This window comes from Roseovarius sp. MBR-154, assembly GCF_053628595.1.
In genome coordinates, this window is sequence record NZ_JBRJGR010000004.1 from 145,192 (window position 1) to 159,153 (window position 13,962).

The following is a 13,962-nucleotide window of genomic DNA, read 5'->3' on the forward strand; positions in this document are numbered from 1 at the left end:
CGGCGTGACGCATGTCCGCTACGCGCGAATCGCCCTTTCACCCGAAGGCCATCCGTGTAATAGGGACGTGCCAAACGAGATATCCATGGAGAACCGGAATGGAGATTCGCGAGGCGCTCACCTTTGATGACGTTCTGCTGGTGCCTGCGGCATCGAGCGTGCTGCCCAACACGGCGGATACGCGGACCCGTGTGACCAACACGATCAGCCTCAACATCCCGTTGCTGAGTTCGGCCATGGACACCGTCACCGAATCGCGCATGGCGATCAGCATGGCGCAGTTCGGCGGCATCGGCGTGATCCACCGCAACCTCACGGTAGAGGAACAGGCCCGCGAGGTGCGCCGCGTCAAGCGATTTGAGAGCGGGATCGTCTACAACCCTGTCACGCTGCGCCCCGACCAGACGCTTGGCGATGCCAAGGCACTGATCGAGCGTTACAATTTCACCGGCTTCCCAGTGGTCGACGACAAGGGCCGCGTTGTCGGTATCGTCACCAATCGCGACATGCGTTTCGCCTCCAGCGACGACACGCCGGTGCATGTGATGATGACCAGCGACAACCTCGCCATCCTGCAGGAACCCGCCGACCGCGACGAGGCCAAGAGCCTGATGCGCGCGCGCCGGATCGAGAAACTGCTGGTGACGGACAAGAACGGCAAGCTGACCGGTCTGCTGACTCTCAAGGATACCGAGCAGGCGGTGCTCAACCCGACGGCCTGCAAGGACGATCTCGGGCGGCTGCGGGTCGCGGCGGCCTCGACCGTGGGGGACGCGGGCTTCGAGCGCACACAGGCGCTTGTCGATGCGGGTGTCGACATGATCGTGATCGACACCGCACATGGCCATTCCGAGGGCGTGGCGCGGGCCGTGGAGCGCGCCAAGGCGCTCTCCAACGAGGTGCAGGTCGTCGCGGGCAACGTCGCCACTGCAGAGGCCACGCGTGCGCTGATCGGTGCGGGCGCGGATGCTATCAAGGTGGGGATCGGGCCGGGCAGCATCTGCACCACGCGGATGGTGGCAGGCGTCGGCGTGCCGCAACTGACCGCGATCATGGATTGCGCGCAGGCGGCGGGCGACGTGCCGGTCATTGCCGATGGCGGCATCAAGTTCTCGGGCGATTTCGCCAAGGCGATCGCGGCGGGGGCGTCCTGCGCGATGGTGGGCTCGATGCTTGCCGGAACCGACGAAAGCCCGGGCGAGACGATCCTCTACCAGGGCCGCACATTCAAGGCCTATCGCGGCATGGGCAGCCTCGGCGCGATGGCGCGCGGCTCGGCCGACCGTTACTTCCAAAAGGACGCCGCCAGCGACAAGCTGGTGCCCGAAGGTGTCGAAGGGCAGGTGGCCTACAAGGGCGCGGCCGCCAATGTTCTGCACCAACTCGTGGGCGGTCTGCGGGCCGCGATGGGCTATACCGGTTGCGCCACGGTCGAGGAGATGCGCCGCAATTGCACCTTCGTGCGCATCACCGGCTCGGGGCTCAAGGAAAGCCACGTGCACGACGTCCAGATCACCCGCGAGAGCCCGAATTACCGCATCGGATGATGCACCGCGGCGATACACCGTCAGGGAAGGATGCGGCGGTTGCGCGGCTCGACGCTCAGAGCGTCGGGCCAGCCGAAAAAGTATTCGGTGCCGACCACTATCAGGGTAATGGCGATCACGACCAGCACAAGCTTCACCTGACGTGGTCCCGGTGGGTTGCGCGCCCATCTCGCCATCCGCAGCAACCAGAAGATATTCATGGGTCAATGAACCTCACCGTACCGATATAAGGCAGGTTGCGGTTGCGTTGTGCGTAGTCGATGCCATAGCCGACCACGAATTCATCGGGGATTTCAAATCCGATCCAGTCGGCGCGAATGTCGGCCTCGCGGCGCGAGGGCTTGTCGAGCAGCGCGATGGTGCGTAGCCGCGCCGGGCGGCGGCTCTCGAGCAGGTGCAGAACATGGGCCAGCGTGTGCCCGGTATCGACGATATCTTCGACGACCAGTACGTCACGCCCTTCAATATCACCGCGCAAGTCCTTGAGAATACGCACTTCCCGACTACTTTCCATCGCGTTCCCGTAAGACGAGGTTTCGACGAAATCGACCTCGACTGGCAGATCCAGTTCGCGCACCAGATCGGCGATGAAGATGAAGGAGCCGCGCAGGAGGCCGACGACAACCAGCTTGCTGGTGCCTGCAAACTCGGCCTCGATCTCGTGCGAGAGGGCCTCGATCCGGGCAGCGATGCTCTTGGCGGAAATCAGTTTGTCGATGACATAGGCGCGATGCGGCATGTGTTCCTCTTGCACTTTTCGCCCCAGTCTATGAAAAAGCGCGCCACTGTCACGTGCAAACCGGGGCCACCATGCCATCACATTCCGAGACCCGAACGTTACGCTACACGGCGGACCAGATCTATGCGCTGGTGGCGAACGTGGCGAGCTACCCGCAATTCCTACCATGGACGGCGGCGGCGCGGGTGCGCAAGGTCACGCCGCAGGCCGATGGGTCGGAACTGATGGAAGCGGATTTGGTCATAAGTTTCAAGGTCTTCCGTGAGCGGTTCGGAAGCCGGGTGGTGCTCTGGCCGGAAGACAGGCGGATCGAGACGGAGTATCTTGACGGCCCGTTCAAACACATGCGCTCCAACTGGGAATTTCGCGATGTGGACGGCGGGTGCGAGGTGAATTTCGACGTCGATTTTGCCTTCAAGAACCGCTTGCTGCAATCGGCGGCGGAAATGTTCTTTTACGAGGCGATGAAACGGATCGTGCGGGCCTTCGAGGAACGGGCCGATGCGCTCTATGGCGGTACTTGAACTTTGTCAGACAGCCTTCTGATCCAAGGCGTTTTTCAGTAATTCAAGCGCATGGTCGCGGGACAGGCGGCGCACCGCCTCGCGGCCCCTTGCGCCGAAGTCGCGCGTTTCCGCCAGCGTGGTGCGCCCGGCCCGCGCGAGGCCGAAACAGACCCGGCCCTCGGGCTTGTGCTCTGATCCGCCGGGCCCGGCGATTCCGGTGATCGAAACGGTGAGATCGGCGCGGCTGTGGCGCAACGCCCCCTCGGCCATTTCCCGGGCGACTTCTTCGGAGACGGCACCAAAGGCGGCAAGCGTCTCAGGCGACACGCCTAGCATCTCGATTTTCGCCTGATTCGAATAGGTTACGAAGCCACGCTCAACCACCGCGCTGGAGCCGGGGATATCGGTGAGCGCAACGGCGACCATGCCCCCGGTGCAGCTTTCGGCGGTGGCAATCATGACGCCCTGCGCGCGGGCCATATCGAGGATCTCGGCGATACTCATAGTCCCAACACCCCGTGCGAAATCGCCGCGCCTGCCATGACGCAGAGCGCTGCTGCGAGCCCTGCGAGGATGTCATCCAGCATTACGCCAAGCGCGTCGCCGCGCCGGTCGGCCCAGCCTATGGGGCCGGGTTTCCAGATGTCGAACAGTCGAAAGGCAAGGAATGCCGTGATCCAGCCGGGCCAGAGCGCGGTCAGCGCCACCCCGGCATGCGCCGCCCCGATGGAGACCGGCAGGAAGGCGAGCCATTGACCGGCCACCTCGTCAATCACGATTTCGGACGGGTCGTGATCCTCTTTTCCTTTTGTTTCCAATGCTGTGGCCCATGTTCCCAATGTGAATGCCGCGATCACCCCAAGACCGAGCAGGAGCGGGCCGCCCGCAACATGAAGCGCCCACGCGCAGGGCAAGGCCGCGAGCGAGCCCCATGTGCCGGGAGCAGGGCGCAGGTGGCCGACATGGAAAAACGTGGCAATCAAATGGGTTACGCGCATGCCTTCACCAATGTCACCGCAGCCTGCGCCGCGATGCCTTCCTCGCGCCCGGTAAAGCCAAGCCGCTCGGACGTGGTGGCCTTGACCGATATCCGGTCCGGCGCGACGCCGGTGATCGCGCTCAACGCCTCTTGCATGGCCTGCGCGTGAGGCCCGATCTTCGGGCGCTCGCAGACAAGAGTGACGTCTATATTGTTGACCGTAAATCCTTTTTTACAAGCCAGAGCGACCGCGTGACGCAGAAAGATATGGCTCTCGGCGCCTTTCCATTGCGGATCGGAGGGTGGGAAATGCCGACCGATATCGCCCTTGGCCAAGGCACCATAGATGGCGTCGGTGAGCGCATGCATGCCCACATCGGCATCGGAATGGCCCTGAAGGCCCCGGTCATGTGGCACCGCGACGCCGCAGAGCATGCAGTGATCGCCGGGGCCGAAGCGGTGCACATCATACCCGGTGCCAATGCGTATATCCATCTGATGTTCCAGTATTTTGGAGGCGCGGGCAAAGTCCTGTGGGTGGGTGATCTTGAGGTTGTCCTCATCGCCCTCGACGATAGTCACCGCGATGCCGGCGGCGCGCGCGACGGTGACATCGTCTGCGGCATCTCCCGTGTGGGCGCGGTGCGCGGCAAGGATGGTGTTGAAATCGAAGCCCTGCGGTGTCTGTGCCCGGTAGAGCCCATCACGATTACGGGTGCCTGTGACTTGGCCGCCCGCGCCGGTCCAGAGCGCATCTGTGACGGGCAGGGCCGGGGCGGCGGCAACGGCCCCGGCGTGCAACATATCAAGCACGGCGCTGATCTGCTCGGGCGCGATGCAGCAGCGTGCAACATCGTGGATCAGGACGTGACCGGGCGGGTCGCCTGCCATGGATTCCAACCCCTTGCGCACCGAGATCGCGCGTGTGGCACCACCTGCCGTCACATTGATCCGGGGATGCGGAACAAGCCGGTCCATATCGTCGGCATGCAGGACAACCGTGATCGAGGCGATCCCCGGCACCGCGAGGAACGCATCGAGCGTCCAGTCGATCACGCGGCGACCGCAGAGGGGCTGCCATTGCTTTGGCAGGTCCCCGCCGGCGCGGGTGCCGCGGCCTGCGGCGACGATGAGAGCGGCGTTCATCATGTCACTTGATTACGGCGCGTCCGGGGTGAGCGCAATGGCTGAGCATGTGCCTTATTATTGGGCGGGAATCCTGTCATGCCCAAGAAAACACCCCTTGCAACGTTGTCTTGCGCCCATGTCAGGGCTACAACATCGGTGTTGCACAAGGATTAGGCACGCACATGCTGTCACTTGCCGATAGGCTGCTCTGCCCGCCCGTGGCGCTCGCCCCGATGGCGGGAATCACCGACCTGCCATTTCGGTCCCTGGTCTCGCGCTTTGGTGCGGGGCTGGTGGTGAGCGAAATGGTCGCGAGCCAGGAAATGGTGCAGGCCAAGCCCGGCGTGCGCGAAAAGGCCGAACTCGGGCTGGGGGTGGAGAACACGATCGTGCAACTTGCTGGCTGTGACACCCACTGGATCGCCGAGGCCGCGCGCATGGTCGCGGATCGCGGCGCGCGGGTGATCGACATCAACATGGGCTGCCCCGCCAAGAAGGTGACGAGCGCGAGCGGCGCAGGGGCCTCGGGTTCGGCGCTGATGCGCACGCCGGATCACGCGCTGCGACTGATCGAAGCGGTGGTGGGCGCGGTCGATGTGCCGGTGACGCTCAAGACCCGGCTGGGTTGGAATGATGATTGCCTGAACGCGCCCGAGGTTGCACGCCGGGCCGAGGCGGCGGGGGTGCAAATGATCACCATCCACGGGCGCACACGCTGTCAGTTCTACAAGGGGCGTGCTGATTGGGCGGCCATTCGCGCGGTCAAGGCGGCGGTGCGCGTGCCGGTGCTGGCGAATGGCGATATCGTCGACGTGCCAAGCGCGCGCCGCGCGCTGGAGCAATCCGGTGCCGCTGGCGTGATGATCGGGCGGGGTGCGCAGGGTCGGCCCTGGCTGCTGGCGCAGGTCGCGGCGGCGCTTTACGGCACGCCTGCGCCCAAGGTGCCGCAGGGGACAGAATTGGCCGATCTGGTGGCCGGGCATTACGAGGCGGTGCTGGGCTTTTACGGCTGCGATCTGGGCCGGCGCGTCGCGCGCAAGCATCTGGGCTGGTACATGGATCACGCCGGGACTGGGGCCGATCTGCGCCGCCGGGTGCTGACGGCGGGGCCGGGCGACGTGCTGCACCTCCTGCCCGAGGCGATACAGCACAGCGGCTGCGAGAGGCAGGCGGCATGAGCGCGGAGGAGGGGATCTGGACCTCATTGCCGGTGCCTGCGCTCGTGATCGACGCCGAGGATCGAATCACCCGGATCAATCCTGCCGCCGAGGGCTTCATGATGGTTTCCGAGCGCGCGCTGACCGGTCAGCCGCTCTGGGACAGGCTGGCGGTGAATGCGCCGCTGGAAGAGGCGTTCGAGCGGGCGCGCGAGAACGATGCGCCGCTCTTTGTCAATGACGTGGACGTCGGCACCGGCGAACGTGCGCCAATGCAGTGCAACCTTCAGGTGGCCCCGCTGGCGGGTAGCCCCGGGCATATGATCATGCTGATCAGCCCGCGTGAGTTGGCGGGCCGAATGGTGCAGAACAGCAACGTGAAATCGGCGGCAAAATCTGCGATCGGCATGGCCGAGATGCTGGCGCATGAGATCAAGAATCCGTTGGCGGGCATTACCGGCGCAGCGCAGCTTCTGTCGATGACGCTGGGGCAGGACGATCTTGAATTGACCGATCTGATCGTCAGTGAGAGCCGCCGCATCGTCGGCCTTTTGGAGCGGGTGGAGCAGTTCGGCAATATCAGCGCACCCGATCTGAAACCGGTGAACCTTCACGATGTGCTGGATCGGGCGCGGCGCTCGGCAATCCTGGGCTTTGCTGCGCATATGACCATGATCGAGGATTACGATCCCTCGCTGCCGCTGGCGCTTGGCGATTCCGACCAGCTCTTGCAGGTGGTATTGAACCTTCTGCGGAATGCGGCGGAGGCGGCGAAGGGGCGGCCCGGTACGATCCGGCTGCACAGTTATTACGAGCAATCGCTGCGGGTGCGGCGCGGCGAGGGCAGGGGCAAGGCGCTGCCGCTTCAGATCGAGATCATCGACGACGGCCCCGGCCTGCCGCCGGAGATCGCCGAGGAGGTGTTCGATCCGTTCGTATCGGGCCGCGAGAACGGCACCGGGCTGGGCCTCGCATTGGCGGCCAAGATCATCTCGGATCACGACGGCTGGATTTCCGTGAGTTCCGTGCCCGGGCGCACGGTGTTTCGCATCTCATTGCAACGCGCAGAGACGACGACAGGCCAGGGAGGCTAGGATATGGACGGCACGGTATTGGTCGCCGACGACGACCGCACGATCAGGACGGTTCTGACGCAGGCGCTGACGCGGGCGGGGTGCCGGGTGCATGCCACATCGAGCCTGACCACGCTGATGCGGTGGGTGGGCGAAGGCAAGGGCGACGTGGTGATCTCGGATGTCATGATGCCGGATGGCAATGGCCTCGAGATGCTGCCCAAGATCGCGCAGGACCGGCCCGGCCTGCCGGTTATCGTGATCTCGGCGCAGAACACGATCATGACGGCGATCAAGGCCGCCGAGGCCGAGGCCTACGACTACCTGCCTAAGCCCTTCGATCTGCCCGACCTGATGAAACGCACCGCGCGGGCGCTGGAGGCGCGCGCGCGGCGCAGCGTTGTGGCCCCCGAAGAGGACCGGCCCGAGGAATTGCCGCTGATCGGGCGGACACCGGCGATGCAGTCGCTCTACCGGGTCGTGGCGCGGGTCATGCACAGCGATTTGCCGGTGATGATCTGCGGCGAATCGGGCACCGGAAAGTCGCTCATTGCCAAGGCGCTGCATGATTTTTCGGACCGGCGCACGCTGCCATTCGTGACGGTAACGGCGAGCGATCTGAGCGAGCTTGATGGCCCGTCGCGGGTGATGGCGCGGGTGAAGGGCGGCACTCTGGTGCTCGATGAGGCGAGCGACCTGCCGCTCGAGGCGCAGGGCCGCGTGGTGCGGATGATGGATGCGCCGGGCGATCACGTGCCGCGCTTCATGGCCACCAGCCGCGTGCCACCGGCACAGGCGCTGGAGGATGGCACGCTGCGCGAGGATCTCTATTACCGGCTGAGCGGGGCGGTGGTCGATGTACCGTCCCTGCGTGAGCGGATCGAGGATATCCCCTTGCTAGCCGCGCATTTTCTGGCCCGGGACGAGCGCGAGGGACAGCCCGCGCGGCACCTGTCGGACGGCGCGATAGAGCTGATGCGTGCCTATAGCTGGCCCGGCAACGTGCGGCAGCTGGAAAACGCGGTGCGCCGGATCGGCCTCACCGCATTGGCGCAGGAGATCACCCGCTCGGAGGTGGAGGCGGTGCTGGGCAATCAGCCGCGCGCTGAACCGGTGATGCGCGCGGGTCGCGGCGAAAGCCTGTCGGCCTCGGTCGCGGGACATTTGCGGCGCTATTTCGACCTGCATGGCGGAGATTTGCCGCCACCGGGCCTATACGGTCGGATCCTGCGTGAGGTCGAGGCACCGCTGATCGAGATCGCGCTGGATGCCACTGGTGGCAACCAGATGAAATGCGCCGATCTGCTTGGCATCAACCGCAATACGTTGCGCAAGAAGATCACCGATCTGGATATTCACGTGACACGCCGCCGCAAGTTGATGTAAAACTGCAACAGGACTGTGACCTGAGAGGTGTTTCGCGCCAATCAGGTCCAGATGTTGCGGGGCAGGCGCGGCCGCCCCACAAGGCGATGGGGGGCATGCGTGGCAACGCGGACACGCAAAATGCGCGGCAGGCGCCTGTCATGGGAGGGGATCACCCGCCTGAGACGGCTGCGGCAGTTGCAGAACTGGGCCACGTTGGGCCTGGTCATTCTCGGCCCGGTCTTGGCCTTTGCCACCTATCTGCTGCTTGGGCCGCTCGATCAGGGGACATCCTCGAACGGGCTGCGGCTGGTGCTTTTGGCGGACATGGTCTATGTGCTCATGGTCGCCGGGCTTGTGCTGCAACGGGTGGCGCGGATGATCGCGGCGCGGCGGTCGCGCTCGGCGGGCTCAAGGCTGCATTTGCGGCTGACCGGCGTGTTTGCGCTGATGGCGCTCTTGCCGACGATCACGGTTGCGGTTTTTGCAACACTGTCGGTCAACATGGGGCTGGAGGCGTGGTTTTCCGACCGGGTGGGGCGTGTGGTCGACAGCTCTGTCGCCGCCGCCCAAGCCTATGAGGACGAGCATCGCCGCGATCTGGTGACCGATGCCCGGGTGCTGGCGCGGGTCATCAATGCCACCAAGCGCGCGGCGGTCTTCATGAGCGATGGCGATATCAGACAGGTCCTGTCCTCGGGGCAACGCGAGATCCAGCGCGGGCTACGCGAGGCGTTCGTGATCGACGGTACCGGCGAGATCCGGGCGCGCGGCGAGCGCTCATACCTCTTCGACTACGAGGAACCGACGCCCGAACAGATCGCCGAGGCCCGCGAAGAGGGTGTTACCGTGATCCGCGACTGGGACAATAACGAGTTTCGGGCGCTGATGCCGCTCGAGGCCTTTCCCGACCGGCTGCTTTACATCAGCCGCAATGTCGATGGCGCGATCCTGAACCTGCTCGACGAGACGCAGGAGACCGCGCGCTTCTACAAGCAGCGCGAGAGCGAGCGCGGGCGGCTGCTGTTCGAGTTCGGACTGCTGTATCTTGGCTTTGCGGTGATCCTGATTCTGGCGGCGATCTGGCTCGGCATGTGGTTCGCCGAACGGCTGTCGCGGCCCGTCGGGCGGCTCACCTCGGCGGCGCAGCGGGTGGGCGAGGGTGATCTCGACACGCAGGTGCGCGAGGAGGACGGCGATGACGAGATCGCGCAGCTGAGCACCTATTTCAACCAGATGACTCGGCAGCTCAAAGGCCAGCGCGAACGCCTGTTGGCCAATACCCAACAGATCGAACGCCGCCGCCGCCTCTTTGATTCGGTGCTGGGCTCGGTCTCGTCCGGAGTTGTGGGGCTTGATGCCAAGGGGCGGGTGACCTTCGTCAATCGCGCGGCCGAACGGCTGCTCGACTGGCAGGAGGATCAGCAATCGACGGTGCTGTCGGTGGCGGTGCCCGAGTTCGGCCCGCTGTTTGACCGGCTGCGCGTGGTGCCGACCGGCTTTGTCCAGGAGGAGATCAAGGTCAGCCGTGGCGCGCGACAGGAAAACCTGTTGGTGCGCATGTCCACCCGTCTGGGCGAGAGCGGGCGGCGTGAGGGCTATGTGGTGGCCTTCGATGACGTGACCGACCTGGTGACGGCGCAGCGCATGGCCGCCTGGGGCGACGTGGCGCGGCGCATTGCGCATGAGATCAAGAACCCGCTGACGCCCATTCAACTGAGCGCCGAGCGGATCAAGCGAAAGTTCGCCCGGCAGCTGGAGCCGGATCAGGCCAAGAGCCTCGAGCAGTTGACCGACGTGGTGGTGCGCCAGACCAACGATCTGCGACGAATCGTCGATGAATTCTCGAAATTCGCGCGCATGCCCGAGCCACAGACCGAGGCGCTGAGCCTGAGCCAGGTTCTGCGCGAAGTGACACTGCTGCAGGAGAGCGGGCAGCCCGACGTGGCCTTCGAACTTGACCTGAGCGATGCCCCGCTAACCGCCGAGATCGACGCCGCGATGATCGGCCAGGCCCTGACCAACCTGATCAAGAACGCGGGCGAGGCGATCGAGAGCCTTCGCGAAAAGGGCCTGCCGGAGGGCCATCAACCGATGATCCGCATCGAGAGCGGCGAGGACGAGGGTCAGGCGGTGATCCGCATTTCCGACAACGGAATCGGCCTGCCCGAGGATCGCGCGCGGCTGTTCGAGCCGTATGTGACGACGCGGGACAAGGGTACGGGGCTGGGCCTGCCCATCGTGAAGAAGATCATAGAAGAGCATGGCGGCACGCTCACGCTGGAGGATGCCATGCCTTTTGCGCCGGGCGCACATGCAGGGGCCTGTGCGGTGGTGCGGCTGCCGTTGCTGGCGGTGCGAGACGAGACTGTAGAGGCCAGGGCGGCCGTATGAGGGACCAATGAGTGACATTCTGATAGTCGATGACGAGCGCGATATCCGCGAGCTGATCTCGGATATTCTGGAGGATGAGGGCTATGCGACCCGACGGGCGGGCAACTCCGATGAGGCGATGGCGGCGATTGCCGCCGAGCAGCCCGGCCTTCTGATCCTCGATATCTGGCTCAAGGATAGCCAGATGGACGGCATCGACATTCTCAAGACCGTGAAACGCGATTACCCCGATGTGCCGGTGGTGATCATCTCGGGGCATGGCAATATCGAGATCGCGGTCGCGGCGATCAAGCAGGGAGCCTATGACTTCATCGAGAAGCCGTTCAACATCGACCAGCTGATGGTGGTGATCCGGCGCGGCATGGAAACCAGCCGGTTGCGCCGCGAGAACCAGGCGCTGAAGCGCCGCGAGACCGCGCCGTCGGAGATGCTGGGCGACGCGCCCGCCTTTCGCAACCTGATCGGACAGCTCGACAAGGTCACCAAATCGAACGGCCGGGTGATGCTCGCGGGGCCTGCCGGGTCGGGCAAGGAACTGGCGGCGCGCTATATCCATGCGAACTCCAACCGGGTCACCGGGCCATTCGTCACAGTGGGCTGCGCCTCGATCGCGGCGGACCGGATGGAAGAGGTGCTCTTTGGCCGCGAGAGCACCGAGACCGGGGTGACGCCGGGCCTTCTGGAAGAGGCCAATGGCGGCGTGATCTATTTCGACGAGGTGGCCGACATGCCGCCCGGTACGCAGTCCAAGATCCTGCGTGTGCTGGTCGATCAGACTTTCCTGCGGGTTGGGGGCAGCGACAAGATCAAGGTCGATCTGCGGGTGATCTCCTCGACCAGCCGCGATCTGGAGGCCGAGATCGCCGCCGACCGGTTTCGCCGTGAACTCTATCACCGGCTCAACGTGGTGCCGATCAGCGTGCCAAGCCTCGAGGAACGGCGCGAGGATATACCCGCGCTGGCGCATCATTTCATCGAGATGCTGCACAAAACGCAAGGCCTGCCGCTGCGCGAGATAAGCGAGGAGGCGGCGGCGCTGTTGCAGACCATGCATTGGCCGGGCAACGTGCGCCAGCTGCGCAACGTGATCGAGCGGGTGCTGATCCTGGGCGAGGGAGGCGGGCCGATTGCCGTGGGTGAATTGCCGGGTGAGAGCGCGGGCCCCGGCGAGGACGGGCGCGTCGTGCTGTCTGGCATGGTCGCCACCCTGCCCCTGCGCGAGGCGCGCGAGGCATTCGAGCGTGAATACCTGATCACGCAGATCAATCGTTTTGGCGGCAATATCAGTCGCACGGCGGAATTCGTGGGAATGGAGCGCAGCGCGCTACATCGCAAGCTCAAGTCGCTTGGCGTGGTGACTGGCGGGAAAGGTGCCGCGCGCGACGACGACGAAGATGACGACGCGCGCGCGGCCAGTTAGCGAGTGGTGGTCGCTGGCAGGGAACTCTTGCAAGGGCGGGTGGCACGCACGCCGCTCTTGCGGGTGTGGGTGGCGCGGCTCACAGGCAATCTCTCAGACGCCAGCCGCCGGCATGCAGGCGGAACAACCCGCCGCCGGTGATGCTCATGACCAGCACGGCGGCGAAGGCGATCATACGATCCCAGGACCAGAAACCGGTCGTGGGCGCATGTGTCCAGGACCCGCCGTGCAACAGGAGCGTTGCACTGCAAATCACAAATCCCAGGATGGCGACGACGCGGCTGCGCAGCCCGAGGACGAGCCAGATCGAGATCAGGCTCAGAAGCGCCGCAAGGGCCGCATCCAGCGCGGGCGCACTGGTCAGGCTCGGGTGTTGCGCGAAAGGTTGTAGCGCTTGCGGGGCAACAGTTTGTGCCGCATGTAATCCGAAAAAGATCGCGAGATAGAGCCGACTGACGAGACCGGCTACTTGAGGGGCGTGACCCATTGATATTGCTCTGCCTGTATTGTTCTGTTTTCAAGCACAATGCAACCAAGGCGATAGTTTTTCAATGTACGTTCTCGCAAAGGCGTTCTTGCGCATCCTGCAAGTCGCGCGTGCGTATCTTCGCCTCGGCAAGCTGGCTACTGACCCAGTCGACCGTGGCGCGAATGTCGGGATCGGTGCTGCGGCTCTCGTGATGAATCACGTAGAGGTCCCGGCGGATGTCGAGTTCTTGTGGACCGAGGGGCACGAATTCGGGAATATCTGGCGTCAGAATGACCGGCAAAGCGCCGGCCAGCCCCAACTCGCGCATCACCTGCATCGCCTGCGGAAAGCTGTCGACCAGCACGGTGGGGTCGGATTTGAAGAAATGCCGTCGGGCCTCGATATAGGGGCCTGCGATACGCTCTCCGAGACTGACCCAGCCATCGCCATCGCGCCAGCCACGCGGCGCGAAGAGCGAGAAATGCAGCACGCCGCAGCGTTTGACCCGGACACGTCCCGATTCGGGCGGATCGAAGACCACGCTGATATCCGTGGAGCCGAGTCCGCTTTCGTGGATACGGCTTTCGAGCACCGGGCGGATACCGGTGTTCTGGCGAACAAAAGCACGCATTCCGGGCGCCAGAATATGCGACAGCACCGTAGGCGGTGCGCCGATCTTGACGTCGCGGCGTGCGGTTGGTTGATACTCTTGCAAGCGGGCAAGCTCCGACTCGAGCATGCCGTCGGCCTGCTCGAACGCGGCGACAAGATCGGCAAGCGCCGGGTTGAGGCGCCATTCGCCATCGGATTTCACGAACGGATAGATGCCCAGCGTATCACGCAACCTGGCGATCTGGCGCGAGACGGTGGAGGTGGTGGTGCCGATCTCGCTGGCGGCGCTGGTCATGGAGCCGCAACGCTGAACGGTCAGGACGGTGCGCAGATCGTCATAGATGCGCGCAAATGACGGGGCGGAAGATGTGTTGGACAATTCAGGGGGCACCTCTTGGGCTGAAGAAACGCTAGCAAACGCAGGGCATATGATGAACGAGCGGCCAATAACAAGTGCGCACCGCGCATACCCGCCATGCCGTGCCGGGAGGGATCTGGCCTCGGTGTCACAATTTCGTGATATCATGGACATTGCCAAAAGCGCTAGCGGCAGAACCGCAAGCGCGTGAAAAA

At 64.4% G+C, this 13,962-nt stretch carries 14 protein-coding genes; 7 read left to right on the forward strand and 7 right to left on the reverse strand.

All coding sequences use genetic code 11. The features are described 5' to 3' along the window. Nucleotides 1–98 precede the first annotated feature (98 nt). A complete protein-coding gene (gene guaB / locus ACSSV4_RS07280; RefSeq protein WP_454274377.1) occupies nt 99–1,547 on the forward strand; it encodes an IMP dehydrogenase in 1,449 nt (482 codons plus the stop codon). Nucleotides 1,548–1,567: 20 nt separating this feature from the next. Here the strand turns inward: guaB and ACSSV4_RS07285 are convergent, their stop codons facing one another. Both ACSSV4_RS07285 and hpt read right to left on the reverse strand, forming a co-directional pair. Continuing rightward, a complete protein-coding gene (locus tag ACSSV4_RS07285) occupies nt 1,568–1,747 on the reverse strand; it encodes a hypothetical protein (protein WP_454274378.1) in 180 nt (59 codons plus the stop codon). Further along, nucleotides 1,744–2,286 carry a hypoxanthine phosphoribosyltransferase gene (hpt, locus tag ACSSV4_RS07290; protein WP_454274379.1) on the reverse strand — a complete coding sequence of 181 codons (543 nt, stop codon included), beginning with the start codon at nt 2,284–2,286 and terminating at the stop codon, nt 1,744–1,746. The genes ACSSV4_RS07285 and hpt overlap by 4 nt, the downstream gene beginning before the upstream one ends. Before the next feature lie 71 nt (nt 2,287–2,357). On the opposite strand from hpt, the gene ACSSV4_RS07295 reads away from it, so the two are divergent. Then, nucleotides 2,358–2,810 (forward strand): type II toxin-antitoxin system RatA family toxin, encoded by a 453-nt coding sequence (locus tag ACSSV4_RS07295; RefSeq protein ID WP_454274380.1) that lies wholly within the window; start codon nt 2,358–2,360, stop codon nt 2,808–2,810. A 6-nt stretch (nt 2,811–2,816) separates the two neighbouring features. Here the strand turns inward: ACSSV4_RS07295 and ACSSV4_RS07300 are convergent, their stop codons facing one another. Genes ACSSV4_RS07300 through ACSSV4_RS07310 form a run of 3 tightly spaced genes read right to left on the reverse strand, consistent with a single transcriptional unit; the run spans nt 2,817 to nt 4,920 of the window. Beyond that, entirely contained in the window at nt 2,817–3,296 is a 480-nt protein-coding gene (locus ACSSV4_RS07300; RefSeq protein ID WP_454274381.1) for a CinA family protein, read from the reverse strand. Then, on the reverse strand, nt 3,293–3,790 hold the full coding sequence (locus tag ACSSV4_RS07305; protein WP_454274382.1) for a phosphatidylglycerophosphatase A family protein: 498 nt from the start codon (nt 3,788–3,790) through the stop codon (nt 3,293–3,295). The genes ACSSV4_RS07300 and ACSSV4_RS07305 overlap by 4 nt, the downstream gene beginning before the upstream one ends. Then, nucleotides 3,781–4,920 (reverse strand): bifunctional 2-C-methyl-D-erythritol 4-phosphate cytidylyltransferase/2-C-methyl-D-erythritol 2,4-cyclodiphosphate synthase, encoded by a 1,140-nt coding sequence (locus ACSSV4_RS07310; RefSeq protein ID WP_454274383.1) that lies wholly within the window; start codon nt 4,918–4,920, stop codon nt 3,781–3,783. Before ACSSV4_RS07310 ends, ACSSV4_RS07305 begins: the two co-directional genes overlap by 10 nt. Nucleotides 4,921–5,081: 161 nt before the next feature. Here ACSSV4_RS07310 and dusB point away from each other — a divergent pair, with 161 nt between their 5' ends. The 5 genes from dusB to ntrX all read left to right on the forward strand — a co-directional run bounded on the left by dusB (nt 5,082) and on the right by ntrX (nt 12,308). Then, entirely contained in the window at nt 5,082–6,077 is a 996-nt protein-coding gene (gene dusB / locus ACSSV4_RS07315; RefSeq protein WP_454274384.1) for a tRNA dihydrouridine synthase DusB, read from the forward strand. Beyond that, a complete protein-coding gene (locus tag ACSSV4_RS07320; protein ID WP_454274385.1) occupies nt 6,074–7,150 on the forward strand; it encodes a two-component system sensor histidine kinase NtrB in 1,077 nt (358 codons plus the stop codon). The genes dusB and ACSSV4_RS07320 overlap by 4 nt, the downstream gene beginning before the upstream one ends. 3 nt (nt 7,151–7,153) lie before the next feature. After that, a complete protein-coding gene (locus ACSSV4_RS07325; RefSeq protein WP_454274386.1) occupies nt 7,154–8,515 on the forward strand; it encodes a response regulator in 1,362 nt (453 codons plus the stop codon). Nucleotides 8,516–8,635: 120 nt separating this feature from the next. Continuing rightward, nucleotides 8,636–10,888 (forward strand): ATP-binding protein, encoded by a 2,253-nt coding sequence (locus ACSSV4_RS07330; RefSeq protein WP_454274387.1) that lies wholly within the window; start codon nt 8,636–8,638, stop codon nt 10,886–10,888. A 7-nt stretch (nt 10,889–10,895) separates the two neighbouring features. Beyond that, nucleotides 10,896–12,308, forward strand: coding sequence for a nitrogen assimilation response regulator NtrX (ntrX, locus tag ACSSV4_RS07335; protein WP_454274388.1), 1,413 nt, complete (start codon nt 10,896–10,898; stop codon nt 12,306–12,308). Between the two features lie 79 nt (nt 12,309–12,387). Here ntrX and ACSSV4_RS07340 read toward each other — a convergent pair whose 3' ends face one another. Then, complete coding sequence (locus ACSSV4_RS07340; protein WP_454274389.1) at nt 12,388–12,795, reverse strand: DoxX family membrane protein; 408 nt, start codon at nt 12,793–12,795, stop codon at nt 12,388–12,390. Between the two features lie 61 nt (nt 12,796–12,856). Next, nucleotides 12,857–13,768: a LysR family transcriptional regulator gene (locus tag ACSSV4_RS07345; protein ID WP_454274390.1), complete on the reverse strand. Its 912-nt coding sequence runs from the start codon at nt 13,766–13,768 to the stop codon at nt 12,857–12,859. Nucleotides 13,769–13,962: the final 194 nt, after the last annotated feature.

Coding starts and splice junctions, on each gene's coding strand:
- ACSSV4_RS07340 (WP_454274389.1), bottom strand. CDS start 12,795: ATGGGTCACGCCCCTCAAGTAGCCGGTCTCGTCAGTCGGCTCTATCTC.
- dusB (WP_454274384.1), top strand. CDS start 5,082: ATGCTGTCACTTGCCGATAGGCTGCTCTGCCCGCCCGTGGCGCTCGCC.
- ACSSV4_RS07310 (WP_454274383.1), bottom strand. CDS start 4,920: ATGATGAACGCCGCTCTCATCGTCGCCGCAGGCCGCGGCACCCGCGCC.
- ACSSV4_RS07320 (WP_454274385.1), top strand. CDS start 6,074: ATGAGCGCGGAGGAGGGGATCTGGACCTCATTGCCGGTGCCTGCGCTC.
- ACSSV4_RS07325 (WP_454274386.1), top strand. CDS start 7,154: ATGGACGGCACGGTATTGGTCGCCGACGACGACCGCACGATCAGGACG.
- hpt (WP_454274379.1), bottom strand. CDS start 2,286: ATGCCGCATCGCGCCTATGTCATCGACAAACTGATTTCCGCCAAGAGC.
- guaB (WP_454274377.1), top strand. CDS start 99: ATGGAGATTCGCGAGGCGCTCACCTTTGATGACGTTCTGCTGGTGCCT.
- ACSSV4_RS07330 (WP_454274387.1), top strand. CDS start 8,636: ATGCGCGGCAGGCGCCTGTCATGGGAGGGGATCACCCGCCTGAGACGG.
- ACSSV4_RS07300 (WP_454274381.1), bottom strand. CDS start 3,296: ATGAGTATCGCCGAGATCCTCGATATGGCCCGCGCGCAGGGCGTCATG.
- ACSSV4_RS07305 (WP_454274382.1), bottom strand. CDS start 3,790: ATGCGCGTAACCCATTTGATTGCCACGTTTTTCCATGTCGGCCACCTG.
- ntrX (WP_454274388.1), top strand. CDS start 10,896: ATGAGTGACATTCTGATAGTCGATGACGAGCGCGATATCCGCGAGCTG.
- ACSSV4_RS07295 (WP_454274380.1), top strand. CDS start 2,358: ATGCCATCACATTCCGAGACCCGAACGTTACGCTACACGGCGGACCAG.
- ACSSV4_RS07285 (WP_454274378.1), bottom strand. CDS start 1,747: ATGAATATCTTCTGGTTGCTGCGGATGGCGAGATGGGCGCGCAACCCA.